Genomic DNA, 17,101 nt, shown 5'->3' on the forward strand with positions numbered 1-17,101 from the left:
AGACTCGCCAACGGGCTCTAGACGCCAGTGGAGCACGATCTGCGACCCAACTCACACGTCAGCCATCGTAAATTATACACTAACCGCCGTTTTCATTATTTAGGGTGCCGCGAAGCGGAATGAGGACTCGCCAGAGCGTGGTTGGTTTCACGCAAATAGGATCAGCCTCCTCAATTCCTCGAATTCTCCCATACAGCAAGATTGATTTCTGCCTTGCATCCCTCTAGGATGGCCCCTAATCGCGATCTAATGCCGTCATTGTCACCGTAAAGGAAAGTCATGCGATCATCCAGACTGCAGCCTGCCAGCAGGAAATCACCGCGTCGCCTAGCCGCCAAACGGAAGACAATTGCTCAAGGATGTGGTCCTCGACTTCGGCATGAAAAGCTGGAACCGAGGCAACTGTTGGCCGGTGACTTTGGCTTATCTCAATCGTACTATCCTGATGCCATCGGTCCACAAACGAACTCGGCTTTTGGCGATGTCGTGGCAGTCAATGCACAATACCGGGTCGTGTCGGCGCCATTGACGAATATCGATGGATTCAACTCGGTGGGAGAAGTCTATGTTTACGACAACAATGCGGACGGAGAGCTAGTCGCGACGCTGAAGAACCCAGGCTCTCCAGGAGATTACTTCGGACAATCGTTGGCGATTGATGGATCGACGGTTGCCGTTGGGGCATCGCGTGATTCAACGGGGGCGTCGGATTCAGGAGTCGTCTACCTCTACGACCTTGCTAGTGGACCGACACCCTCGCCAATCACGATCGTCAACCCTACGCCATCGGCGAGCGACCGGTTTGGCGAAAACATCGCGATGCAGGATGGCGTGCTAGTGGTCGGGGTGCGAAATGACGACACCGCAGGTGCCGACTCGGGAGCGGTGTACCTGTACGATCTGAGCGATGGGGACACCTCGGTCGATGCAACGCTGACGAATAACGGATCGCACTTATTCGGTGCCTCGATTGCGCTGGACAACGATGTTTTAGCAGTGGGCTCACCACTGGATGGACTCGATCCCGAGCAACCCTTTGATCAACAAGATACTGGGGCGGCATATATCTATTCCACTGCCGAGTTTCGAGCGAATGGCTCGTCGCCCTCATTCGTCGCATCGCTGCGTCACCCTGACGCCGATCCTGATGACGGAATCGGTCAAAAGTCGGGCGGACTCGTTCGCCTGAGCGAGGGGCGACTGTTCGTGAATGCAATTTCGCTCTCGCCAACCGCGCCGACTTCTGCGGTCCTGAATGTCTACGCGTTGTCCGATATCACCGCATCCAGCCCAGGAGACGGGCTGCTCGGCACGCTCACCAACCCTGCCGGAAATGTCGCCAACAATGTCTTCCTGTCGGATGTTGCGGTTTCTGGAAACCGTGTGCTGATCGGGGCTGATGGCGACGACACGTCGGAGCAAGACGCCGGTGCCGCATACCTGTTTACGTTGACAGAGCCAAACTCCGCCAGCCTCATCGAGTCCACGGTCAAGATCGACAATCCCGATCCACGTCGACGTGATACCTTTGGCGATTCTGTGGCGATTAGTGGCGACTCGATCTTGATTGGGGCACCAGCGGTTGGAGCTTCGTCGAGCGATTTCGCTACGGGGCGAGCTTTTACTTTCAACGTTGTCGAAGGAATCGTTCAGCCCGGTTCATCCGTCACCAATGCAACGCCCGCCACTGACGATGCGTTTGGCACCTCGATCGAATTGAACGGACAGTGGATGGTGATCGGTGTCCCCGGTGAAACGGAAGGTCTACAGTCCGCAGGTGTGGTGGAAATCTATGATGCATCGGGGCCTTCCCCCGTGTTGATCGAGCGGTTGGAAAGCCCCAACCCAAGCCGAGGTGGATCCTTCGGAACCTCAATGGACCTCGATGGCGATCGCTTGGTAGTCGGTCAGCTCAGTAGCGAACATTCGACGGCATTTGTCTTTGAATTGTCCACCACCGGCACAACGTTGCTCACGAGCTTGGACAGCCCCGATGGGTTCAGCAATGGCTTCGGTCGTTCGGTTGCCATTAGCGGTGACCGAGTCCTTGTCGGAGATTTCCGAAAAGGAAGTGCCTCGTTGTTCGACATTGGTGGCTCCGAACCGGTATTGATTGACACTCTCACGGATCCTGACACCGGATCCAATCTCTTTGGTTGGACCGCAGCGATGGACGGCGACCTGATCACTATCGGGGCGTTCCGCAGTGATACCGGCACCGCTGACCTTGCCGGGAAGACGCACGTCTATCGTGTCGTAAACGAGGATGCTGTTTTGATTGAGACATTGACGTCTCCTTCCCCTTCGATAGTGAACGGCTACAGCAGTGGACTCGCCGTTGAAGGCAATAGGATCGTGGTCGGCGAACCAGGTCGCGATTTGGATCCAAACGCCACCAATGACAACACCGGCAGCGTCTATGTCTATGAGGTCGTAGGCAATCAGGTTTCACTACGCCAGTCGATTGCACAGATCGAATCGTCTTATTTTGGCCAGAGCGTCGATCTAAGCGATGGTCGACTGGCGGTGGGGGCGGTCTTCGATCGACACACCGGAGTCTCCGGTGGACGCGCCTACTTGTACCAGATCGTCGATGGCGAGTTCGTAGCCGAGGCTGATTTTGATAATCCGACGGGGTTGGTTGGCTCCGATTTCGGCAGTGCCGTCGCGGTCTCGGGGGATCGCGTATTGGTTGCATCGCCTGGCGATTCGACCATTGGCAGCGATCAAGGTGCCGCTCACTTGTTTGAATCAATCGCTCCGCAATTAACCCTGACGCGAATGGGTGACGACTTGTCGATTGATGAAACCGATGGGGTAGCACGCTTCCGGCTAGAACGAAATGTCAATCTGGATTCGGCAGTAACCGTGGCCATCCAAGTCGAGGAATCCACCGTCCTAGAATCAGACACCGGCCTTTCGTTTGCCGCCGGTCAAACTTCGTTAATCTTTGAACTACGAGCCGTCGAGAACCAAATTCGCGAAACGGACACCAACTGGGGATTTTCGGTTGAAGTGGACGGCTATGAGTCGCTGAATGCTTCGATCGAAGTGGTCGATAACGAACCAGAGCTGCAACCGCAATTGCTGATTAACCCGAATTCGATCAGTGAGTCCGGGGGCACGGCAACGGCAACGGTCCAGCTCAACGTGCTCTTACGAAACGATTACGAAGTCTCGACCAGCGCGACCGCAGAATTGGCTGGTCATCTTTCGATGCCGGCATCCGTTCGCGTCAATGCGTTAGAGTCGTCTGCGACCTTTGATATCGAAGCGATCGATAACGATTCGTTCGATGGAGATAAGACAGGTCTTGTCCAATTGTTAGCCCAAGATGTGGTCGCGGCGAAGCAATTAACGATCATTGACAACGAAGTTCCGCCACCCAACCAAGCCCCAACCATTGAGACGCTAAACGGGCCAACGCTCGATAATGCTGCGAGAGCTGGCCAATCATTCACATTGACGGGCGAGTTTGCTGACGCAGACATCGGCGATTCTCACTCGGTTCTCATCCAATGGGGTGATGGAACATCAACATTATTGACCGGAGACCAAATCGACCAGACAGGCAATGCGTTCATAATCGAACACAAATACGACGTTGCCGGCTTTTATGATATCTCGGTGACCGTAGACGACGGGACCGATTCAACTACCTCCACGCTACAAGCCGTTGTGGCAGGGATCTCATTGCGAGACGATGGTACTTTGCTCATCGTTGGAACAGACGATCGAGATCGGATTCAAGTGAAACGGAAGGGATCGAAATTGGAGATCCAAGCCTCCTTCGCAGGCGAACGCAACGTCAAATATTCGTTTGAATCGTCTTTGGTTGACGTCGTTCATCTCTTTTCAAACGGCGGCCGTGACAACATCAAGGTCGACCACAAAATCCGACAAAACGTAGTCGTGTTCGACTAACCGTTCGCCACCGCGGATCTGATACGCGTCACCCTTCGTGTTTTCACCGCTCGATCTGAGGTGACCGCTTCATTTCCGTAGCGAACGGGCCGCCGAGCTCAACCTCCAGGTTGCTGAACTTCGAGCCTCTCCTTTAGCTCCCAAAACGTTAACTTAATTACGACCCGCGACCATGCACGCTCCCCCAGCCTGGTCGCCAATTCGATACAGATCCCGAATCATGACAACTCAAAACAAAACTCAAATTCTGCCCTGAAGTCCGCGCCGGTCGCAGGATTGCCCAGCAACGACGCACTACGTGAACTTGCCAAAACTTACCTCGACGAGCAGCATTTGCACTTCCCCGAGTACGAATCACTCGGGTACCTGGCTACATCCCGCGACGAATCCTACGAGGAGATGGCGAGACACTTCACGCAGGACTATTGCTCCGGAGCCGCACGAATCTTCACATTACCTTCGCTGCTGCCGAGATTGCAGGAAGCTACGTTCCACTTACCACGCTAATTACAACGCCTGGACTTCTGAGCGGTATGGTTTACACGATCATGCGGATACTTGGAGTCAAGAGCGACCGCGACGCAGCTAAGAAATTGACCCTGGAACTACTCAAGGTATGCGGTACGGAAATGGCGGTCGAATTTGCGGCGGTTACTGCGGTCGAGATCGCTCTTTTAATCCCCATATTTGTATTTGGCCTGTTGGACTAATTGGCGCGCTTGGCGCGGCCGGTGCACTGGGCTACTACAAATTTAAACGGACTGCAATATTTGGAGAAGTCGCGATAGCGTATCTTCAGAACAACTGTTCGTGGGGTGGCGAAGAACGCCACGAAGTAATTCAAAAGTGCCGTAAACGCGCCGAAGAACACCATATGAAATTCAAGATGCGACATGGCATTTAGAGAATGGCTTCTATATCGAGATTTCATTTCTTCCGATCGCAACGCGGTACCTGTGCGTTAGATGTTTTGTACCGCCGAATGAAATCTTCCTGCGTTTGCCTTGGACGGTGACACCGAGGTCGGCTGCCGCACGTCTAAGTTGCCGTGAAGGGGAACGCGAAGACTCCAATAGTTGCTGCTAGTTAGTTCGCACTTGCAACAAGGCACCAGATTGATGCAAATGCCGTACTCGCCTGCGTCGTTATGGGCTATCTGTGAAGCAAATCATTGGACTTCAGGGAATAGCCGGAATGGGGGGGCAAGGCAGGTGTGTATAGATTTGATGGAGAAATTGCCCAATTGGTAGTAACACAGCGATGCCCTCGGGATGCAAGGATCCGTCTTTCTGGAGCCAAGGGAAACGGAAAACAGGTGCGAGGGGCTGTACATTCACAAGGATGCTAAAGGTAGTCCCCCCTATCTTGCTAACCGCCCTGGAAATGATCAGAATGTGTGCCAAACGTTTTGTAACTGACTAACGACGTGTTTCGCTCGGATGTGGTGATTCGTTGTGCTTCACCTCGCAAGCACTCGCCACGAAACGTCCTGTACTGGCAGTTGAGAATTTCCATTGCGGCATCACGAGAGAGCAGATGGGCAACCTGGCAATTTCTGGTTCCTGGAAGGACACCAGCCCGTCTTGCTTGCGCATGCAATCCGTGCGGAACGTTATGTATTCGAAGACCCGAACACGGCGTTGTTCAAGCTCCGGCAGCTTGCTGAGTTTCTAGCCAAAGAAGTCGCTGCTAAGCTTGGGATCGTGATCGATCCCAACGATACGTTTCTTGATGTGGAAAGACGGTTGCGAGACCGCGGCGCGCTGAACCAGCAACTCCGTGATGTCATGCGGACCGTGCGAACCAAGGGCAACTCGGCGGCACACTCCTTCGAAGGCGAACGCCGGGATGCGTTGCATTGCTTGAAGTTGGTGCGACAGCTTGCAATCTGGTTCCACAAAACCGTTACAAATGCTCCTCACTTCAAGGCTGGCCCGTTCGTTCCACCCGCTGATCCCGCACAGGGTGACAGCGAACTCGCCGAGGAGCTCGCCCGACTTCGCGAAACCGTTGCAAAGCAGCAAGCCGAACTCGATGCGGCCAAGGCGGAAGCCGACAAACTAAGCGACCGTGTAAAAGAAGCCCGAACCGCATACCAGCTATCACAGGGCAACGAGCAAGCCGCGCTGGAACTCGCAGCGGAAACGGAGGAAACACTTCAGAAACGCGTTGAAGAATACGAGCGACTGTTAGCCGAAATAGCCGCGGAGAATGCGACGCAACCGGCTGAAACTCAAGAAGAACTGATCGAAGCGTCGCAGCAAGCCGCCCAAGACATCGATCTCGACGAATTCGACACCCGCAAACTAATCGACCAACAGCTACGGGATGCAGGGTGGGAAGCGGACACAGCAGAACTTCGATACGCCAACGGAACTCGGCCACAAAAAGGGCGTAACCTCGCCATCGCCGAGGTGCCGACCGACGACGGCATCGCGGATTATGTCCTGTTCAACGGCCTTACGCCGATTGCCACAGTGGAAGCCAAACGCAAACGCCGCAACGCTCGATCAGCAATCGATCAAGCACATCGCTATGCCGTGGCACTGCGAATGGACGCCGATTACATCGATAACGGAGGCCCTTGGGGAAACTATCGTGTTCCGTTTGTGTTTGCGACCAATGGCTCACCCTATCATCGGCAACTTATTGACCAGAGCGGCATTTGGTTTCGCGACGTTCGAATTGACACCAACCATCCACGGGCGTTAACCGGTTGGTACACACCCGAGGGTCTGCAAGACCTTCTCAAGCTCGACATCGGCTCGGCCGATCAGGCCCTCGCAACTGAGTCGAGTGATTATTTACCGCTGCGGTACTATCAACGTGATGCTATTGAGTCCGTCGAGCAAGCAATCGCAAGGGGACAGACGGAAATACTGCTGGCCATGGCAACCGGTACGGGCAAGACGCGAACCGCGATCTGCCTCTTGTATCGGCTCGTCAAGGCGGGCCGCTTCAATCGCATCTTGTTTGTTGTGGATCGGCGTTCTCTCGGCGAACAAGCGTTCGATGCGTTTAAAGACGTTAAGCTCGAACAGAACCAATCGTTTCCCGAAATCTACGACGTCAAACAACTAGGCGACGTCAAGCCGGATCGAGATACCAAGTTGCACGTTTGCACGATCCAGTCCATGGTCAAACGCGTCGTTGATTCCGACACCGATTCCGATCTGGTCCCAGTTGACCAATACGACTGTATCGTCATCGACGAATGCCACCGAGGCTATACGCTCGATCGCGAAATGAGCGAAGAGGAGCTCGGATATCGCGACCAACTCGACTACGTTTCCAAATACCGCCGAGTCCTAGATCATTTTGACGCAGTACGCATTGGATTGACCGCCACGCCGGCATTGCACACCACCGAGATTTTTGGACGGCCGGTGTACCAATACAGCTACAGGCAAGCGGTGATCGATAGCAACCTCGTCGACCACGAACCGCCGTTTATCATCCGAACGGAGCTATCCGAAAGCGGTATGCATTGGGATAGGGGCGAGTCGGTGAAGTACTTCGATGCTGTCACAAAAAGTATCGCCACGGAGACGACCCCCGATGAAATTGATATCGAAATTGATGGATTCAATAGCCGTGCTATCACCGAAAACTTCAACAAGGTCGTTTGTGACGTCCTTGCCGACCACATCGATCACACTCAACCCGGGAAGACTCTGATTTTTTGCGTGCGTGACAGTCATGCCGATATGGTGGTGCGTCTGTTAACGCAAGCGATTGAACGAAAGCATGGACCACAACCACACGATACCGTCAAGAAGATCACTGGCGAAATTGATCGCACCTCCGAGGCCATTCGCCGATTCAAAAACGAAGGCATACCGAAATATGTCGTGACCGTCGATTTATTGACCACCGGAATCGATGTGCCCGAAATCACCAATGTGGTTTTTTTGCGGCGAACGAAAAGCCGTATCCTGTTTGACCAGATGATCGGTCGAGCGACCCGTTTGTGCAAAGACTTGTATTTCGATGGTGAGGACAAAGAGTACTTTCATATCTATGACGCAGTCGGGGTCTACGAGGCCCTGCAAAGCCACACCGACATGAAACCTGTGGTGGCCAAGCCATCGACCACATTTAAAAATCTAGTCGACCTATTCCGAGCAAGCGATCTCAGTGACGTGCCGACCGACATTCGGCAACAGCTAGTCGCCAAGCTGCGTCGCAAAACACCTTCGATCAATAAGTATTGGCTAGGCACATTTGAGCTGCTCGCGGACAACTCGCCGGAATCTGTCGCGGACTTGTGGGAAAACTCCACCGACACCGAACTGAAGAACTGGTTGACGGCTCATCCATCAATCATCAAGGAGCTTGATCGGCGTCTCGGTGATGGGGCGATTCCGATTAACGAACAGGCCGACACGCTGGTCAGCGTCCAGCGTGGCTACGGAGCGGGCCAGAGACCCGAAGACTACCTCGAATCCTTTCGTCGTTTCTTGATTGAGCACGCCTCCGAAATCCCCGTCTTGACCCTTGTCACCACACGTCCACGCGATCTCACCCGAAAAGACCTTAAGGAGCTCCAACTCCAACTGGAACAAAACGGTTTCAACGAAGCCGCGATCAAGTCCGCTGTCCGTGACACGACCAACCAAGACATCGCCGCCAGCATCCTTGGGTTCGTCAGACACGCCATGCTCAATGAGCCGTTGCTACCGTACGAAGAGCGTGTTGATCAAGCGATGCGGACGATTCTTGGCAGCCAGACGTGGCTGCCCAAACAGCGTCAATGGTTACAGCGAATCGGCAAGCAACTCAAAGAAAATGTCGTTGTCGATCGTGAGCTGTTTGATGCAGGGGCCTTCCGTGAAAAGGGAGGTTTTGTGACACTCAACAAAGTCTTCGATGGCCGCTTGGAAGAACTCATGCAGTCGATCGTATCCACCATCTGGCAAACGGCCTCTTAATCGTTCAGGACGAACGGATCCATGAATACCAACGACATCGTCGCCAAACTTTGGTCCCTCTGTCATGTGCTGCGTGACGACGGCATCACCTACCAGGACTACGTCAACGAACTCAGCTTCCTGCTATTCCTGAAAATGATGCGGGAAACCGGACAGGAATCCGAGCTCCCCGAAGGCTATCGCTGGGGCGATCTCGAAAGCAAAGATGGTGTCGATCAACTCGCCTTCTACCGTGCCATGCTCGTCCATCTCGGCACCGAGGGCAGCCCGCGAGTGCAAAGCGTCTTCGCTGACGCCAACACATCGCTTCGACAGCCAAAGAATCTCTCTAAACTCGTTCAGAATCTCGATGAGCTCGATTGGTACGTCGCCCGCGAAGAGGGCCTTGGCGACATGTACGAAGGGCTGCTCGAACGCAACGCCAGCGAAAAAAAATCCGGTGCCGGTCAGTACTTCACGCCACGTCCGTTGATCGAATGCATGGTCAATTGCCTGCGTCCTCAACCGGGCGAAGCCATCCAAGACCCCGCCGCCGGCACCGGTGGGTTTTTGATCGCCGCTCACCAATACATCTGCGAACAAACCGACGACCTGTTCGACCTCGACGCCGACGAGCAGGTTTTTCAGAAACAGCAAGCCTACCACGCTGTCGAACTGGTCCACGACACGCACCGGCTGCTGGTCATGAACTGCATGCTGCACGGTGTGGGTGGGCACCTCATCAGTGGCGACTCGATGGGCAGCATCGGCCAAAACCTGCCCAAAGCCGACGTCATCCTGACCAACCCGCCGTTCGGCACCAAACGCGGCGGCGGGCGGCCCACACGCGACGATTTCACCTTTGTCACGGGCAATAAGCAGTTGGCGTTTCTCCAGCACATTTACCGGGGCCTGAAGCCCGGCGGGCGAGCGGCCGTGGTGCTTCCCGACAACGTGCTGTTCGAGGAAGGCACGGGCGCGCGGATCCGCGCCGACCTGATGGACAAGTGCAATCTGCACACCATCCTGCGGCTGCCCACCGGCATCTTTTACGCGCAAGGCGTCAAGACCAACGTGCTGTTCTTCACGCGGGGCAATACCGACAACGGCAACACCAAGAAGACCTGGGTCTACGACCTGCGGACGAACATGCCCGCCTTCGGCAAACGCACGCCGCTCGCGCACGAGCATTTTCAGGAGTTCGAAAAGTGCTACGGGCGGAAGGCCGACGGCACCAGCAGGCCGACCGATCAGGGAGCCGAGGGCCGCTTCCGCTGCTTTGACCGGTCGGCGATTGGTGAGCGTGGCGACAACCTCGACATCAGTTGGCTGAAGGACGACGACGCGACCGGAGCCGACGAGTTGCCCGACCCGGAAGAGATCGCGTCGCAGATTCGCGAGCGTCTGTCCACGGCGCTGGAGGAGATGGACGCGCTGTCCGCCTTGCTTGAGGGCGAGGAGGTCGAGGTATGAGCGACGGGAACGGCGCGTTGCCGGAGGGGTGGGAGAAGTCAACGATTGGCGACGTGGCCAAGATCGTGACCGGCAAGACGCCATCAACCAAAAAGAAGGAATACCACGGCGGCGACATTCCGTTTGTCAAGCCCGGCGATCTCGACAGAGAAGGTGGACTTTCGACTTCCGAAACGTATGTCACAGAACTTGGAGCGACGCAGGCCCCTCGACTCCCCGCTTCAACCGTGCTCGTTTCCTGCATCGGGAATCTTGGAAAAGTTGCGATCCTCGAACGCGATGCGATCTGCAATCAGCAAATCAACGCAATCCTTCCGACCGATGCACTGGAATCGAGATTTACGTTCCACTGGGCAAAGACAATCCGTCCGTGGATGGAGGAAAACGCAAGCGCGACCACGGTGACCATTCTGAACAAGGGCCGTTTCGAAGGTGCGCCAGTTGTTATTCCCCCGCTTGCCGAGCAGCGTCGGATCGTGTCGAAGATCGAGTCGCTTCAGGAGCGGAGTTCTCGTGCGAGGCGTGCGCTTTCGGAAGTGGGTCCGCTGTTGGAGCAGTTCCGTCAGAGTGTGCTGCGAGCCGCCTTCAGTGGTCGCCTGACCGCCGACTGGCGCGAAGCCCACCAAGACGTCGAACCCGCCACCGAACTCCTGTCCCGCATCCGCACACAGCGCCGCCACCGCTGGGAACAGTCCGAACTGGCCAAATACGAAGCCAAAGCCAAACAGCCCCCCAAAAACTGGCAGGACAAGTACAAGGAGCCGCAGCCGCTAACCGAGTCCGACATCGAAGAGTTGCCTGAACTTCCCGACGGATGGACTTGGACGACAGTCGCCCAGGTCCTGACCGATTCCCGGACTGGTCTTGTGCGTTCCGCAAAGGAGCAAAGCGATACGACTGGCGTTCCGTATATACGGATGCAGCACTACGACTTGTTCGGACGGTGGAACGTCAAAGACCTCACCCATGTGCCAGCTTCGCCAGACGAAGTTGCGACCTGCGAGCTTCAGCCCGGTGACGTGCTGTTCAACACGCGAAACAGCTACGAACTCGTTGGCAAAGTCGCGATTTGGCCTGCAGATCGTGACGGCTTTGTCTTCAACAACAACTTGCTCCGTATGCGGTTTGTGGACAGCGTGACTCCGGCTTGGATCGCCGCTCAAATGCAATCGCCGGGATTTCAGGCTCGCATCGAGCAGTTCAAAAGCGCGACCACGAGCGTATGCGCGCTCTACACGCGGGACTTGATGGCTCAGCCGGTTGCTGTTGCCCCATTGATTGAACAAGAGCGAGTGACCTCGCTCATTTCTTCCAGTTTAGCAAATGTGAAGGAGATTGAAGCCTGCGAGTCCGAGTCGGAATCCGCCCTGACGCAACTGGACCAATCGATCCTCGCGAAAGCGTTCCGCGGCGAGTTGGTCCCGCAGGACCCGCGCGACGAACCGGCCTCCGAACTCCTCGCCCGCATCCGTGCAAACCGTGAGGCCACGGAGTCCACAGACAAAGCTGTCAAAAAGCGAAAGGGATCCAATGGCAAAAGGAAATGACGGTAATTTACTTCAACATACGATTGAAGCAGAAACCGCTTGGTGGCTTGCACGGCATGCGCAACAACTCCATGTCGTCATTACTCACGGCATGGCTCCTTTTGAAGCGTTTGAGCCAAGAAAGAACCCCTCCTACATCAAGCTATTGGATGATTGGCTCGAAAGGTCCAAGGACCCCAATATCGAGGCTCACCCCCAGATCCTCAGGGCCTACCGAAAGGTAGACGCCTCGGCACAGCACTACCCAAATACAGCCGAGCTACTCGCAGCCGTACTAGATGACCGCCAGAAATTGCTAGGATCCGTTTGTGAGTGCGACGACGACATCTTTCAACGCCTCAGTAGCGCATCGACGACCAGCAATCTGAAGGTACTAAACGGGTCGTGGCGAGCAAACTGCTTACGATTGATGGCCCCGCAAACGCTTTCGTCACCTTGGATGTTTACCATGGATCCATACGCATTTACCGACCGTGACGGCAAGGATGACGGGTGGGTACGCGAAAACGACTTTGCGTTTCTCTCGACAATCATCCGCTCGTACTTCGAGTGCGAAAGCGATGGGGCTTTTCTTTTTTTCAGCTATTCCACTCAGAATGGCCCAAAAGCTCATCTGAAGGCTGTAATCCGCGACTACATTCTTTCAGAGAACGAAAGGACTCATGCGAGCTTCATCGAAACGGGAGCCAAGACGGGAGTGCAAATCGCGACCGTCGTAACCAGGCAGGAGAAGTTGCTGAAACACCTTGAACATTGTTGGACACAAGTAATGGAACGACGATGGAACTGTCGCTGACGTAAGTGCACCAATCCATTTTCTCAAATGCGTTTCGAGGCGATTTAGTCCCGCAGGACCCGGTCTCGGTACTTCTGGCCCGCATCCGCGCAGTCCATGAATCTACTCACGTACCCCAAACACAGCAGAGAGGCAAAATATGAACGGCGACCTTGACGTGTCCCTTGCGATTCGAATCATTCGAGATGTTTACAATCGCTGCGGGTTTTCATCGCTGAGTGGCGTTTACGCGGAGAAGAAGGGAGACAGCTCACCAGTCACAGACATCGACCCACTTGTTGAACACATCATTCTTGGACACTTGGAAGCGACGTCAATCGGTGACAAGTTTGCATGTGTTCGAGAGGAAGCAACGGGCGACTTAGATACGATCGAAAAGATAAAAGAAAAGGAGTATCTTGCAACGATTGACGGAATTGACGGGACGGGCGATTTTATCCGACATTTCAACCGAAACGAGCGGAATCCGAAATGGTTGGTAGGACTTACAGCTATCTACAAAAAAGACGGTGACGGACTGTACGTTCCGATATTTGCTTTTGCTTTACAGCCTTTTGAAAATCGTTTGTTCGTGATGTGTCACGAAGGGGACCAGGACAAGGCTTATCTCATTAAGCAACCTCTTGGACTCACTCAAATCTTCGAGTTGAACGCTGACAATATTGCCAACGGACCCGATATCGGAAGCATCGATGTATTTCTCGATAAGCCCGACTGCCAATGGCAACTTAATGATCAATCATTGAAGGGACAAACGGGACCATCCGGTTTCAATACAGCGTCGCTCGCGGCTGCGGCTGCGCCTTTCCATGCGTTCGCAGGTTCCGACAAGCTCACGTTCACCACGTTTCATTACAAGCTCTGGGACTTTGGGCTGTGGCCGGTGTTGCAAGCAGCAGGGATCAAAACACTCCTCAAAGAGCCCGATGGTATCAAACTGGTCAACAAACTTAACCTCAATTGGTTTGGTCAGGACGACAACACGCCAGGAAAGTGTGACAAGACGCCGATCATACTAAGCAAGAAAGGTCATGTATTCGACCCCTTGGAGGGGAAACCGTGAACACAGGCCCAACAACAGGGGAAAACGCGTGAAGTATTGGATATTCAACGCTGAACATGTACCGACTCTCGGTTGCGATGCTGCGGACATCTGGTTCCAGCACAACATGGGGTTTTCAGGAAACGATTGGGAGAAATATGGAGCTCCGCTACGCAGGCTAAAGGTGGGGCACACTGTTCTGATGTATCAAAACGACAAAGGTTTCGTCGGAATCGGTTTTGTCAAAGCACCGTGGAACGAGAAGCAATATCAGCGGAAACTGGTTTACAAAGGTGTCGATTTCCCCGAGTACCGCATCTCAATTGATTGGAAATACGATCTTAGAGCCACTCCGTTTACCATCGGCTGGACGTCGCCACGGTTCCTCTGTTCCGTTACCAAGCCAGAGCTTATCGAACGAATTCGAGAAGTGATCTGGTCGGTTGCAAAGGGGCATGCTCCGCGGATGATGGCGGATGAAGCGGACGAGTACATCCCCACCGACGAGGACGAACGGGAGCTAATCCGGCAGCAGATCAAACAGCGACGTGGGCAGCAAAAATTTCGCAAGATGCTTCTACAACGTTACGGATCTCGTTGCCAGATTACTGGATGCACGATCTCTCATATTCTCGAGGCCGCTCATATCCGGCCATACCGAGGGCCGAAAGATAACCACCCTGACAACGGTCTGCTTCTTCGTGCCGACATTCATACGCTGTTTGACTTGGATATGATCGGAATTCATCCTGAGTCGCTCGATATACATTGCTCCGAAGCGGTCAACATGGAGTACGGCTCCCGGATCAAGAAAACGTTGGAATGCGGAAGTGGACCTGGGCCGTCCAGTGCTGCATTGTTATACCGTTTTCAACGATTCAGAGATGAGCAACAGCAGCAATTTTGCGACGTAGCAAACTCTGTTTGAAACGAGTCTTGCCAGGAACCACCTTCACTGCCCCGGACGTGGTAATGCGATAATTTATGAAGGCATATCAAAATCACCGTCCGACAAAGGACGCAGTGCGAGTTGGCTGAAATCGATCAAAATTGGGAAACGGAGCATGAGCTTCGAAGAATTCAAAACAAGGTGGTCCGGCATGGTCACCGGACACAGAGCACCAGCCGCTGATTTGCAGCTTGAGGCGATCTTGGAATCGCAAAGTGACACTCGTGGCGGTAGTTTGCCCTTCAAAGGGCTCGCCAGTGATGGTGAAATCTATTGGATCAAGCCAACATCGAACCGCCAATCCAGCCGAGTCCCGACGACGGAACAATTGGTCGCTGGTATGGGGCGTTTGATCGACGCTCCCGTATGCAAGACTCGACTGATGACGATTCCACAGGATTTCCATGGGGAGGTTCTCGACAATGGCACTGTGCTAGAGTCAGGCATTGTTCACGCTTCCCATGATGTTGGAAACTGTGCTTTCGATAAATGGTACGAACCCCAATATCGACCTCAGGACGATAATCGACGCCGTCACGCTGGATATTTTGCGCTGTTCGATTGGTGCTGGGGCGATGACATGCAATGGCTCTATGATCTTGAGGACGACCGGAAGACGTATTCTCATGACCACGGCCATTTCCTCCCTGGATCCCCAGACTGGACGGTCGAAACACTCCTACAATCGGCACAGGATTCGCACGAATTGTCGGCCGATGGCGACGGTTTGGACGATAATGAACTGAGTCGGCTCGCTGAACGGCTCGAATCGCTTACGATAGAAGAGATTGCGGGAGTTATCCGTGGAATTCCGGCCGCTTGGCCGGTGAGTGATGAAGAGTTGGAAACCGCAGGAGCATTTTTCGATTTTCGGCGTATACCAGCTGCGGGGCGTCTGAGAGCTTTAGCGGAACGGCTCCAGATCGGTTCATGAACTACGATTGTCATGCCTAAATACAAGTATTCTGTCATTCGATTTGTACCGTCACCTGTTCGCGGCGAGTTCGTGAACTTGGGGGTCATCATCGGTAGCGACCAAACGGGGGAATGGTTGATTGAGGTCGTTGGTTCCAAGTCCCGTGCATCACGCTTGGACGACGACAAGGTTTTGCCCTTGTTGGCGACAGACCTTGAGCGACTGCAAACGACCATCGAGAGTTACAGCGAGCCAGAGATTTTTGAAAGCGGAGTTGAGTTGTCAGAGGACTGGTTGGCAGGACTGTCGCGCAACTCACGAAACCTTCTCCAGTTTTCACATCCGAACGCCGTGGTCGCCGAAGGGCTCAGCCAAGCATTCGAGAAACTCTGGGGACGACTCATTGTCGAATCCATACCGACCAAGCGAAACTCGATGACCAAGGCATCGGTCACGGCGAAGTATGTCACTGCTTTGACGAATTCGCGTCTAGATAGCTCTCACATGAAACGCCGCGTGAAGCTGGAAACGTCAAAGACACACGCAAATATTGATGTTGCGGTTCATAACGGCGTGGTGAAGGACATCACCCAGTGCTGGTCATTGCAGATTAAAGCTGCTGAGCCACTGTTGAATGAGATCAAGGCATGGGGCTGGACGATCAAAACGCTGCGTGATCATGGTGGGCTGATCTTGGCGGGACGGCAGCCGATTCAGGTTCCCAACGATGTCCGCGTCGGCGTCGTCTATGCGGCCTCCAGTGATAATGAACTCATGGACGAGGCATTTGACGTGTTTAGTGATACAGATATCAACGCTGATTGCGTCACCGTGGAGAATGCCGCCAAACATGCTCAAGTCGCCGCTCAGCTGGTTTCCGATCAGCCTGGGCTCGACCTTCAGCCCTAATCCCGTGTCAGTTCGCGGATTATAGCCAGCCAATTTGTGGATGGGTTTAGACGTAATTTACGATGGCTTCGGCCCAAGAACCCGGTTTTGGACTTGGGCAGTGTTGTCGCAATGGGCTGGTGCTTGCGAAACGGTCCCCCCCGAAACGAAAGAAGCCCGCATCGCTGCGGGCTCATTTCTCAGTACCCCCACAAGGGCTCGAACCTTGGACAAACGGATTAAGAGTCCGTTGCTCTACCAACTGAGCTATAGGGGCGTGTTTTGTGGGGAAACAATTGCCTCCGTCACATCAACGGGCCAATTTTAACAAGTTCTTGCGGTCTCGCAATAACCGGTACCCACAATTTCCACCTCGGCCAATTTAACCCGGATTCGAACCTGGTAATGCCCGCAAAATCCCTTCCGCTTTGGTCCACGTTTCCGCTTCTTCGCTCTCGGGATTGCTTCGCGCCGTGATTCCTCCGCCGACCGGAATCTGCCACTGACCGCCGCTCGCGGTGACGGTGCGAATCAGAATGTTGAATTCAGCATGTCCCGAACAACTGATGTATCCCATCGATCCACAGTAGGGGCCTCGGCGATCGGGTTCCAGCTCTGCGATCGTCCGCATCGCTTCGATCTTGGGAGCTCCGGTG

At 54.3% G+C, this 17,101-nt stretch carries 12 protein-coding genes and 1 tRNA gene; 10 read left to right on the forward strand and 3 right to left on the reverse strand.

Annotated features, from left to right (window positions below):
* Positions 1 to 279 precede the first annotated feature (279 nt).
* Together ABX962_RS11140 and ABX962_RS11145 are read left to right on the forward strand one after the other, a co-directional pair.
* Entirely contained in the window at positions 280 to 3,924 is a 3,645-nt protein-coding gene (locus ABX962_RS11140) for a PKD domain-containing protein (protein ID WP_372719352.1), read from the forward strand.
* Between the two features lie 548 nt (positions 3,925 to 4,472).
* A complete protein-coding gene (locus ABX962_RS11145) occupies positions 4,473 to 4,634 on the forward strand; it encodes a hypothetical protein (protein WP_372719354.1) in 162 nt (53 codons plus the stop codon).
* On the opposite strand, the gene ABX962_RS11150 is transcribed toward ABX962_RS11145, so the two are convergent.
* Entirely contained in the window at positions 4,631 to 4,819 is a 189-nt protein-coding gene (locus ABX962_RS11150; RefSeq protein WP_372719356.1) for a hypothetical protein, read from the reverse strand. The two genes, ABX962_RS11145 and ABX962_RS11150, sit on opposite strands and share 4 nt — an antisense overlap.
* A 619-nt stretch (positions 4,820 to 5,438) precedes the next feature.
* On the opposite strand from ABX962_RS11150, the gene hsdR reads away from it, so the two are divergent.
* The 8 genes from hsdR to ABX962_RS11190 all read left to right on the forward strand — a co-directional run bounded on the left by hsdR (position 5,439) and on the right by ABX962_RS11190 (position 16,466).
* Positions 5,439 to 8,855 (forward strand): type I restriction-modification system endonuclease, encoded by a 3,417-nt coding sequence (hsdR, locus tag ABX962_RS11155; RefSeq protein WP_372719358.1) that lies wholly within the window; start codon positions 5,439 to 5,441, stop codon positions 8,853 to 8,855.
* Between the two features lie 21 nt (positions 8,856 to 8,876).
* Positions 8,877 to 10,307 carry an N-6 DNA methylase gene (locus tag ABX962_RS11160; protein ID WP_372719360.1) on the forward strand — a complete coding sequence of 477 codons (1,431 nt, stop codon included), beginning with the start codon at positions 8,877 to 8,879 and terminating at the stop codon, positions 10,305 to 10,307.
* Positions 10,304 to 11,854, forward strand: a complete 1,551-nt coding sequence (locus ABX962_RS11165) for a restriction endonuclease subunit S (RefSeq protein ID WP_372719362.1) — start codon at positions 10,304 to 10,306, stop codon at positions 11,852 to 11,854. Before ABX962_RS11160 ends, ABX962_RS11165 begins: the two co-directional genes overlap by 4 nt.
* Positions 11,838 to 12,650 (forward strand): hypothetical protein, encoded by an 813-nt coding sequence (locus ABX962_RS11170; RefSeq protein ID WP_372719364.1) that lies wholly within the window; start codon positions 11,838 to 11,840, stop codon positions 12,648 to 12,650. Before ABX962_RS11165 ends, ABX962_RS11170 begins: the two co-directional genes overlap by 17 nt.
* A gap of 139 nt (positions 12,651 to 12,789) precedes the next feature.
* On the forward strand, positions 12,790 to 13,713 hold the full coding sequence (locus tag ABX962_RS11175) for an inositol monophosphatase family protein (RefSeq protein WP_372719366.1): 924 nt from the start codon (positions 12,790 to 12,792) through the stop codon (positions 13,711 to 13,713).
* Positions 13,682 to 14,620, forward strand: coding sequence for an HNH endonuclease (locus tag ABX962_RS11180; protein ID WP_372719368.1), 939 nt, complete (start codon positions 13,682 to 13,684; stop codon positions 14,618 to 14,620). The genes ABX962_RS11175 and ABX962_RS11180 overlap by 32 nt, the downstream gene beginning before the upstream one ends.
* Before the next feature lie 136 nt (positions 14,621 to 14,756).
* Entirely contained in the window at positions 14,757 to 15,575 is an 819-nt protein-coding gene (locus tag ABX962_RS11185) for a hypothetical protein (protein WP_372719370.1), read from the forward strand.
* Between the two features lie 12 nt (positions 15,576 to 15,587).
* Positions 15,588 to 16,466: a DUF3037 domain-containing protein gene (locus tag ABX962_RS11190; RefSeq protein ID WP_372719372.1), complete on the forward strand. Its 879-nt coding sequence runs from the start codon at positions 15,588 to 15,590 to the stop codon at positions 16,464 to 16,466.
* A gap of 183 nt (positions 16,467 to 16,649) precedes the next feature.
* Here the strand turns inward: ABX962_RS11190 and ABX962_RS11195 are convergent.
* Together ABX962_RS11195 and ABX962_RS11200 are read right to left on the reverse strand one after the other, a co-directional pair.
* Positions 16,650 to 16,722 (reverse strand) — tRNA-Lys (locus tag ABX962_RS11195).
* Between the two features lie 105 nt (positions 16,723 to 16,827).
* On the reverse strand, positions 16,828 to 17,101 hold a 274-nt coding region (locus ABX962_RS11200), incomplete at its 5' end, for a chorismate-binding protein (protein ID WP_372719373.1).

Origin of the sequence: Novipirellula sp. (assembly GCF_041583735.1) — a bacterium.
Lineage (GTDB): Bacteria > Planctomycetota > Planctomycetia > Pirellulales > Pirellulaceae > Novipirellula.

Excerpts from the sequence above, each read along its gene's own strand:
- ABX962_RS11185 (WP_372719370.1), top strand. The coding sequence starts at position 14,757 with ATGAGCTTCGAAGAATTCAAAACAAGGTGGTCCGGCATGGTCACCGGA.
- ABX962_RS11160 (WP_372719360.1), top strand. The coding sequence starts at position 8,877 with ATGAATACCAACGACATCGTCGCCAAACTTTGGTCCCTCTGTCATGTG.
- ABX962_RS11190 (WP_372719372.1), top strand. The coding sequence starts at position 15,588 with ATGCCTAAATACAAGTATTCTGTCATTCGATTTGTACCGTCACCTGTT.
- ABX962_RS11145 (WP_372719354.1), top strand. The coding sequence starts at position 4,473 with ATGCGGATACTTGGAGTCAAGAGCGACCGCGACGCAGCTAAGAAATTG.
- ABX962_RS11175 (WP_372719366.1), top strand. The coding sequence starts at position 12,790 with ATGAACGGCGACCTTGACGTGTCCCTTGCGATTCGAATCATTCGAGAT.
- ABX962_RS11180 (WP_372719368.1), top strand. The coding sequence starts at position 13,682 with ATGTATTCGACCCCTTGGAGGGGAAACCGTGAACACAGGCCCAACAAC.
- ABX962_RS11150 (WP_372719356.1), bottom strand. The coding sequence starts at position 4,819 with ATGTCGCATCTTGAATTTCATATGGTGTTCTTCGGCGCGTTTACGGCA.
- ABX962_RS11165 (WP_372719362.1), top strand. The coding sequence starts at position 10,304 with ATGAGCGACGGGAACGGCGCGTTGCCGGAGGGGTGGGAGAAGTCAACG.
- ABX962_RS11170 (WP_372719364.1), top strand. The coding sequence starts at position 11,838 with ATGGCAAAAGGAAATGACGGTAATTTACTTCAACATACGATTGAAGCA.
- ABX962_RS11140 (WP_372719352.1), top strand. The coding sequence starts at position 280 with ATGCGATCATCCAGACTGCAGCCTGCCAGCAGGAAATCACCGCGTCGC.